Source organism: Flavobacterium sp. ABG, from assembly GCF_001027725.1.
In the GTDB taxonomy this organism is placed as follows: domain Bacteria; phylum Bacteroidota; class Bacteroidia; order Flavobacteriales; family Flavobacteriaceae; genus Flavobacterium; species Flavobacterium cupriresistens.
Window position 1 is genome coordinate 180,294 of record NZ_LEKS01000011.1, and the last position, 9,140, is coordinate 189,433.

At 34.6% G+C, this 9,140-nt stretch carries 7 protein-coding genes; 5 read left to right on the plus strand and 2 right to left on the minus strand.

Annotated features, from left to right (window positions below; genetic code table 11):
- Nucleotide 1: 1 nt before the first annotated feature.
- The 4 genes from AB674_RS13330 (at nucleotide 2) to AB674_RS13345 (ending at nucleotide 4,704) form a co-directional block, all read left to right on the plus strand.
- A complete protein-coding gene (locus AB674_RS13330) occupies nucleotides 2-526 on the plus strand; it encodes a heavy-metal-associated domain-containing protein (RefSeq protein ID WP_047777375.1) in 525 nt (174 codons plus the stop codon).
- Between the two features lie 2 nt (nucleotides 527-528).
- Complete coding sequence (locus AB674_RS13335; RefSeq protein ID WP_047777331.1) at nucleotides 529-1,335, plus strand: hypothetical protein; 807 nt, start codon at nucleotides 529-531, stop codon at nucleotides 1,333-1,335.
- 176 nt (nucleotides 1,336-1,511) lie between these two features.
- On the plus strand, nucleotides 1,512-3,485 hold the full coding sequence (locus AB674_RS13340; RefSeq protein ID WP_047777333.1) for a protein-disulfide reductase DsbD family protein: 1,974 nt from the start codon (nucleotides 1,512-1,514) through the stop codon (nucleotides 3,483-3,485).
- A 784-nt stretch (nucleotides 3,486-4,269) separates the two neighbouring features.
- On the plus strand, nucleotides 4,270-4,704 hold the full coding sequence (locus AB674_RS13345) for an META domain-containing protein (protein ID WP_047777334.1): 435 nt from the start codon (nucleotides 4,270-4,272) through the stop codon (nucleotides 4,702-4,704).
- A gap of 199 nt (nucleotides 4,705-4,903) precedes the next feature.
- Here the strand turns inward: AB674_RS13345 and AB674_RS13350 are convergent, their stop codons facing one another.
- Nucleotides 4,904-5,890 carry a hypothetical protein gene (locus tag AB674_RS13350; RefSeq protein WP_047777336.1) on the minus strand — a complete coding sequence of 329 codons (987 nt, stop codon included), beginning with the start codon at nucleotides 5,888-5,890 and terminating at the stop codon, nucleotides 4,904-4,906.
- 172 nt (nucleotides 5,891-6,062) lie between these two features.
- Nucleotides 6,063-6,659 (minus strand): hypothetical protein, encoded by a 597-nt coding sequence (locus tag AB674_RS13355; protein WP_047777338.1) that lies wholly within the window; start codon nucleotides 6,657-6,659, stop codon nucleotides 6,063-6,065.
- A gap of 761 nt (nucleotides 6,660-7,420) precedes the next feature.
- Between AB674_RS13355 and AB674_RS13360 the strand changes: the two genes are divergently transcribed.
- A complete protein-coding gene (locus AB674_RS13360) occupies nucleotides 7,421-8,728 on the plus strand; it encodes a gliding motility-associated C-terminal domain-containing protein (RefSeq protein WP_047777339.1) in 1,308 nt (435 codons plus the stop codon).
- Nucleotides 8,729-9,140 lie beyond the last annotated feature (412 nt).

Genomic DNA, 9,140 nt, shown 5'->3' on the forward strand with positions numbered 1-9,140 from the left:
AATGAAAACCTTATCTATAAAATCTCTTGCCATTGCACTTTTAGTAATGCTTGGCAGCATAAAATCATACGCTCAAATTTCTAAAGCTGAAATAATTGCAACAGGATTAACTTGTTCAATGTGTTCTAACGCCATAAATAAGCAATTAAAAGCAATGACGGAAGTAGACAGTATCAGTACCGATTTAAACACCAATACGTTTACGGTCTATTTTAAAAAAGACGTGGCATTACAACCTAAAGTACTTAAAAATGCAGTCGAGAAAGCAGGCTTTTTTGTTGGCTCTATGGTGCTGACGATAAAAGTGGATACGCAAAAACTGGAAAACAATACGCTTAAAATAGCCGATGGCACTTTTGTGTTTATTGATTCTAAAAACCCGGTTTCAGGTAATGAAGCTGCCTATCAGGTCATTGACAAAGGTTTTGTAACACAGAAAGCATACAAAAAATTAAGTAAAACGTATTCAAATCAACCAAGTTATGCTGTTGAAAATGAAAACGATTATCATTTAAAAACCATATAATAATGAGACAATTATCAATCCTATTTTTGTTGCTTGTTTCATTTAATAGTAAGGCACAGGAATTATTTGTTGTAACAGAACCCGCGAGTAATGCTCCGGCGGGTTCTATTTCAGCCCGCGTAGGACAGTCTTTGATGAAGAACCAATTCGACGGAGGTAACATCTATGCTTTGTCGCCTGAAGTTACCTGGGGTGTCAACAAAAATTTAATGGTACGAGCCTCTGCTTATTTAAATAATATGAACAGTGGATTGGAGTACAAAGGGGGAGGGGTTTATGCCAAATACCGTTTTTTCTCCGTAGATGATCTTCAAAGTCATTTTAGAATGGCTGCTTTTGGGCGATACAGCTGGAACAATGCTCCGGTTAGCAGTGAAGCTATTGATTTGATGGGGATGAATACGGGTTATGAAGCCGGTTTGGTTGCCACTCAATTAATTAAAAAAGTGGCGCTAAGTTCAACAGTAAGTTATGGACAGGCTTTTGATAACAATAACTACAACTTTCCGGACAGTCAAGGCAAGAGTGCTATAAATTACACTTTTTCAGTTGGACGATTAATGCATCCCAAAAAATACACCAGCTATAAACAAACGAACATTAATACGATGTTAGAGTTTGTAGGTCAGACGATCACTGCCGATGGTAAGTCATTTATGGATGTAGTGCCTTCAATTCAGTTTATCATCAATAGTCAGGCGAGAATTGATTTGGCTTACAGGAAAGAACTGTACAGCTCGATGAACCGTATCACATCAGATGGTTTCTTTTTGAAATTAGAGTACACCTTTTTTAATGTAACCAAGTAAACAACTTCTTTATAAAATGTAATCCTTAAAAAGTTTTTTTTAAACCAATAAAAAGGAGTAGACAACTATTTTTCGATGGCAGCACCGTTGCCATCGAAAGAGTTGTTATGCAGATTAAAGAAAGGATCGAAAACAAAACGATAACCGGAACATCTCGTTCTGCTTAAATTGAAACCATGAAAAAAATACTATATGTAGTGCTCCTGCTGTTTGCTTTTGTAAATGGGCAGGCACAAATTTTAAATCCTGTAAAATGGATTCCAAAAATAGAAAAGAAATCCGATGCTGATTTTTTGATTACCGTCAACGGAACCATTGAAACCGGTTGGCATGTTTATTCACAATTTACCCCAGATGGTGGACCTCTGCCGGCAGAACTGATCTTTCATAAAAAAGATGGAAATTATGAGTTAATTGGAAAAGCGACCGAAAGTGAAACAGAAAGAAAATTTAACGACATTTTTGGAGTTGATGAAATTTTCTTTTCAAACAAAGTTGCTTTTACACAATCGATTAAAAATACGAATACAGAGAATGAAATTATTCAGCTCGAACTAGCCTATCAGGTTTGCAAAGAAAACTGCATAAGCGAGACCAAATACTTTGAGTTTAACTTAAAAACATTAGAAGCGAAAGAAATCGAAGCCTCGGCAATTAACACTCAAAAAACGATAAAAGCAGATTTGAAAGCTCCTCTCGTAACAGAAAAGGACAATTCAGATTCAGAAACAGGTTTAGGGACTATTTTCTTTATAGCCTTTTTATCCGGATTCGCGGCACTGTTGACACCCTGCGTGTTTCCTATGATTCCAATGACGGTGAGTTTCTTTACCAAACAAAGTAAAAACAGAGCCAAAGGAATTAAAAATGCCATTATATACGGATTGTCCATTATTCTGATTTATGTTTTTTTAGGCTCAGTGATTACACTTATTTTCGGTGCTGATGCTTTAAATGCTTTGTCTACCAACGTCTGGTTTAATGTTGTTTTCTTTGTACTGTTAGTGGTGTTTGCCAGTTCTTTTCTAGGTGCTTTCGAAATAATGTTGCCTAATTCCTGGGCCAATAAAGTCGATCAGCAGGCAGACAGAGGCGGTATTATAGGCATACTTTTTATGGCACTCGCTTTGGCTATAGTGTCGTTTTCCTGTACAGGCCCCATTATCGGAACTTTGTTGGTAGAAGCAGCATCTAAAGGCGGTATTGCTCCAATTGTCGGAATGTTAGGTTTTTCTTCCGCATTGGCATTGCCTTTTATGCTATTTGCTTTATTTCCGGGCTGGTTAAACACATTACCCAAATCGGGAGGCTGGTTGAATACCGTGAAAGTATTTTTAGGCTTTTTAGAATTGGCGCTGGCATTTAAATTTTTATCCAATGCCGATTTGGTTTTGCAATTGCATTGGTTTGAGCGTGAAATATTCTTAGCAGTTTGGATTGCCATATTTGGTACATTGACCTTGTATCTGTTCGGAAAAATTACACTACCACACGACTCACCAACTTCCTCTATTTCTGTAGGACGTTTGTCTGTAGGGTTAATTGTATTGAGTTTTACGATTTATCTGATTCCGGGTTTATGGGGAGCACCATTAAAATTAATCAGCGGTTTCCCGCCACCAATGACTTACGGTGAATCTCCATATGGAGTGGGAGGTACCAAAGCGGGAAATACTATTTCTACGACAGTATTGCCCGATGGCGCACACAAAGGCCCCCATGATATTATGGCTTTTACAGATTATGAAAAAGGATTGGCATATGCGAAATCGGTTAACAAACCTATTCTTTTGGACTTTACAGGATTTGCTTGTGTAAACTGCCGAAAAATGGAAGATTACGTTTGGTCCGATCCCAAAATATTGTCGATTTTAAACAATGAAGTTGTATTAATATCACTCTATGTTGATGATAAAAGAGAACTACCCGAAAGCGAGCAATACGTCTCCAAAGAAACAGGAAAAACAATAAAATCAATCGGTAATAAATGGAGTGACTTCCAGATTACAAGATACAAAGCCAATGCACAACCGTATTATCTTATTTTAGATACGAAGGAGAACAGTTTGAACAAAGCTGTCGGATATATGCCAGACGTCACTGAATATGAAGAATGGCTGCAATCCGGTATTCAGCAGTTTAAAAAGTAGGTAAGCTACAGAGGTTCTCAGGTACAAAGGGGCAAAGTTTTTAAACCATATAAGTGATGTAAGTCATTTTAAGCCCAACTTATATTTTCTCATATGACTTATACGGTTTAATAATCTCAGTTTTCATTATTCGTGTTGAAGCAGAACCTGAAACCTGAAACCAGTAAATTATACGTTGCGGTCTGTCATTTCGAGCGAAGTCGAGAAATCACACCAGAAACTCCGTACAGTTTGTCATCCTGAGGAACGAAGGATCTCCGTTTGCTGAATCGATACTGTTGAACTTCAATTTACGGAATTACTTGCGAAGATACTTCGTTCCTCAGTATGACAAAATCATGGAAAATAGAAACTTAGTACTTTATGTGATTTCTCGACTTCGCTCGAAATGATAGAATTATGATAACCCTGAAACCTGAAACCTGAAACTTGAAACAAAAACCATATAAGTGATGTAAGTCATTTAAGCCCAACTTATATTTTTTCATATGACTTATATGGTTTAATAATCTCAGTTTCCATTATTAGTGTTGAAGTAAAACCTGAAACTTGAAACTTTAAACCTGAAACAAAACGAGATAAGTGATGTAAGTCATTTAAGCCCAACTTATATTTTCTTATATGACTTATATGGTTTAATAATCTCAGTTTTCACTATTCGTGTTGAATTAGAACCTGAAACCTGAAACAAAAAAACATTTGTAAGTACAATCAGGCACGAATATTGCTAAAGTAATTCCAATCATTAAAAATTAAAATCATTAATTAAAAAACAATCACATTTATGAAAAATTATGTAATCGCGATCGTAGCAATTTCAACGGTATTCTTTAGTTCCTGCAAAGCCTCAAAAGAAACAAAAAGTACCGCCAACATTTATGATGCAACCTGGGAGTTAGAGTATATTTCAGGGCCAAGAATCGCTTTTGACGGATTATTTCCAAACAAAAAACCACAACTTACTTTTGATCAGAAAGAAACCAGAGTGTATGGAAATAATGGTTGTAACGGCTACAGTGCTTCCTATACTTTAGACGGAAAAAAACTTTCTTTTGGAGAGGCCGGACCAACAACAATGATGTTTTGTGATGGTGGAGGAGAGCAACAGTTCCTGCAACAAATAAATAAAATCACAAGTTATACGATTGATAAAGAGGGAAAATTAAATTTAAATGAAGGTGATGTCCCGATGATGAGATTTAAAAAAGTAGCCAAATAAGCACTACAGCAGATTCTAAAAGCAGAAGCGTAAATATAAATAAACCCCAATATACATTTAGTACATTGGGGTTTTATATTTGTACGTATTTAAAATCAAGTACGTTTTGTCTCTGGAATTTCAAGTTCCAAAAGTTGGAATTTGGGATTTAAAAAATTGGAATTTAACCCCAAATTTATTTCCACCAGAATTACGTTATCTAAATATGTTTTTTAACATAATCAATAATATCCTGAACTATTTCATCTATCGCATTTTGTTCTGGGTTGAATGTGCTACCATCAAAATACCTGGCATCAGTACCATTTCCGGTAGGAGAACGATGGTGAATATCAATAGAATCTCTCCAGAAATTAGCATGATTTTTCCACTCTTCCTTATTTACCAGAGCAGGTTCTGTAAACCACAGATTCCACGATAAGGTGTTTCCGGGCTGAAGCATATTTCCTGAACCCAGATTGAAAATGTTCATTATTAAATGATTAAAGCCATCCACAAGGGAGCTTTTTGTCTCTTTGATAGCACCAATTTCTACGGCAAGAAAGGCCGTTGCAAATGCCTCAGCTTCGTGTAGTGCAAACGGTGGATTTTCAAATTCAGGATTTAATCCATGTATCACCTCAAAAATGGGTTGAGTAGGATCATTTTGTTTGTGAGTTGTAACTCGGATCGCGTGCTCTTTATCTAAAGGAAATTTAAAAGGACCATATTCCATAAAGGCCCAAATGTCATTAAATATGCCTCCCTTTTTTTTATCTCGCGTTAACCAAATTTTGCCTTCCACTGTCATGTCTATTGCGATCTCTTTGGTTACTTCATTAACCCAGCCTCTTTGTCCGGTAACAGTAACTTCGACATTGATACAAATCTCATCTTTGATCCAAACTCCTTGTTGTGGACAGATAACGGAATATACCCTTCCTTCATCGGTATAACCGGCTCTCGAGATATAGGGAGCAAATTGCTGATAGCATCGTTTCGTATTAGTAGGACTGTCTTTCTCTGTCTCCCAACTAAACTCGGGCCATCTTACGCCAAGCTGACGCTGGAGAAAGTTAATATTATCCATATTACCCAACATAGGTAAAGAGGAAAGATCTCGGATTGGATATAACATTGGTGAACCTGCCGGTGGAAACCCGCCAACCCATCCTGCTGGAATGGGTGAATTTTGATTGTCTTGCATGGTATTGTTATTTAGGATTAAGTAACAAACTTAATGCAATGTATAATCCTACAAGAGCGTAGAACTACCCGTTTTTATGCATTTGCCAAATACAAAGGCATAAAATAATCAAAATCAGACAGTTTCGTTCATTGGCGTCCTTTTTACAGGTGGTTATTTCGGTAACAATCTTTTACTCTTTAAATAAAATAATAGTGGCTTTATAACCTGTACCTACATTCCATTCACTTGCATTAATAACGGTACCTTTGTCATCATATACCTCAAACTGAGCAGTATTCGGAGAAGCAAAGCCCTCATTTAGAGCTTCAAAATCGATTTTATTAATGCCTGCTGTGAGTTTTATTTTAAATTCTTTAAATGTTCCATCGAGACTAACTTCCGGTTCAACGATCTTATCATTCAGATATATTTTTATCTTATCACCATCCACATAAGCAGCATCTCGGTATCGAATTGTAGAAGTAAAGGATTTGGTCTTAAAACCTCCTAAATATTGATTTCTTCTGTAAAAAATCCCTTCAATATTAGCTTCTTTTTTGTATAAATTGGGATCTTTAAAAAGTTCTGCAGGATCAATTTTCAATGGATCCGGTTTTTCCACAATAGCAGGCGGCGCAATCTTTGTTGAAATCTCTTTCGGAGGAATAACTTCTTTTTTTTCCGATTCTTTTGCGGGGATTGGTTTGAATTTATTATTCATTTCATCCTGCGCATATCCCTGTAAGGATACCCCAACCAATATAATTAAAAACAATATACTTTTCATCTCTTGTAAATATTAACAAATAAAACATAATAGACATAAAGTGAAACACTTTAATACCTATTTGTATAAACACTTAATTAAGGGATTTATTGTATTTATTGAAGATCAAAAATCAAAAAAAATAAGAATACTTAACAAATTTAGGGACAAAGTTTTCTGAAAAATTGTTTCTATAATTTAAAGAGATAGCAGTATGTCGTATGCAATTTTGCTCGAATAAAATGTAGCATTTTGAAAGGTTTTGTTTCAAATATAAATTGCAATCGATCAGGTGTTGATTAATTAAAAGGTTTTAGTTTATGCTATTGTAAGTTTGCACGGATTTCGTTAAAAGGTAAGATAAATATCTTTTATGGAATAATGGAATTAGACCGGATTGCCATAATGAAGCCGATGAAAAGTTTGTGTTTTGGATGGATTAAACTTGTTAAGGTAATTAAACGATGTTTTATGTTTCATTAGAACAAGAGGGTGAATTTCAATTTTTATTCTTTTAAATATTGTTTCAGGTTATCTGTCTGTTTTATGGCGTTTGGGGATGTCATTTGCGGGCAGATTCCTGACCAATAACTAGGTAGCGGGTCTTATGAATAGTACTTGTTCCATCTTGTTTTTTGATTTAAAGTTAATTTTGTTTTCATTCGAATTAATTCTGCTTACTTAAAATTTTCACGATTATAAAACGAATCGTTTTGATTATTAATTCCTTTTGTTTAATTGTCCGTTTGGTGGTTTATTTGCTTTGAAATTAGATATTTAATATGAAAAAAGAGGATTTAAGATTGCAAAAAGACCATTTATGGGGAATTGAAATAAATAAATTTAGTAATAATATGAAATTATATCTAACTGCTTTCTTTTTACAAGTTGTGATTTGTTTTGGTCAAAATAATGAGGTCTTAAATAATGGGATTGTCTCAATAAAAGAGAATACTGTAGTTTCTGTATACGGAGATTTCATTAATTCTGTAGATGGGCGTTTTCAGAATGATGGCGATGTTTCTTTTAAACAAAATTTTCGTAATAATGGCGTAGTGTCTTTCAATGACAAACAAAATGGTTACACCAGATTTACAGGTTCAGAAATACAAAATATAGAAGGAACTATGGAATCTCAATTTAAAAATGTTCAATTTTTGAATACTAATCGTTCAAATGCCAGTTTTAATCTACGTGGTAATATTTCTATAGATGGAATGGCTCTGTTTGAAAAAGGGATTTTGAACAATAGAGATTTTGGAGGGGCTATAACTTTTGGTTTTGATGCAGTAAATAGCTTGGCTTCAGATTTAAGTTTTGTTGATGGAGATGTATTTAAGATGGGTAAATCGGAATTTACATTTCCAATTGGAGCTAATAAAAGTTACAGGCGTTATATTATATCAGGTCTGGATGATGTAAATATTTTAAATGTAATATATTATAATTTGAATTCAGATGCATTGTACCCGCATTCCGCAAAAGAAGATTTGGTAGAATTAATTGCTGATAATGAATATTGGGTTATTGATAAAGATAAGAACGATAAGGCTGATATTTTTATTTCACTAAGTTGGTCTGAAGATATGTCGCAGTCCGAAATAATTTCAGATCCTAAAAAAATTGGAATTGTAAAATGGAATCCCGAAAGCAAAAAATGGATAGTCATTAACAGTGTTTCCGATCTTCAGAGTAAGGTCGTGACAGCTGTCACTAAAAACGATGCTAAAGGAATCTTTACTTTAGCAAAGATAAAAAGGGAGGATACGGCAGGAGCAGGATCAGATTTAAAGACATATAATGCCGTTTCACCTAATAATGATGGAGTAAATGATTATTTCAAAATTGAAAATATTGAAAACTATCCTAATAATACCGTTGAGATTTATAATAGATGGGGAGCCAGAGTTTTTAAAACAAACAATTATGATTCTACAGGAAATGTTTTCGATGGATTCATGGCTGGTAAAGGAATAAAAGTCGGAACAGGTAAGCTTCCGGCGGGCACTTATTTCTATACCATTGAATACGGAACCGGAGCTGATAAAAAATTAAATACAAAATCAGGGTATTTGTATCTTAGTGAGTAAGTGTACTATTTTTTATACATATAAAATCATTGAATTTCATTTACATATGATGATATAGTAAATGAAAAAACAGATCAAGTCTAAAAGTTGCTTCCCAACAACTTTTGGATTTGGTCTTTTGTTTTTTCTAATAGTATCTTATTCAGTACTAAAAGCTTGTTAGCATAAGATTTTGGATCAAGTCCTAAAGTTGTGGGGAAGTAAAAATCTTGCAGAGTCGCAAAATCGCAAAGTTTGAATGAAAAAACAGGAAAAAACTTAGCGGCTTGGCGTCTTTGCGAGATCGTCAAAGCGAGAAGTTAGAAAATTAGGTACTTAAAAAGCTCTGGCCAAAAAGTATATGATCTGCTACTTCTAACAAAAGAAATTTCTAAAAATTATTTCACAACTTTTTAACTTGATTCGAAATTAC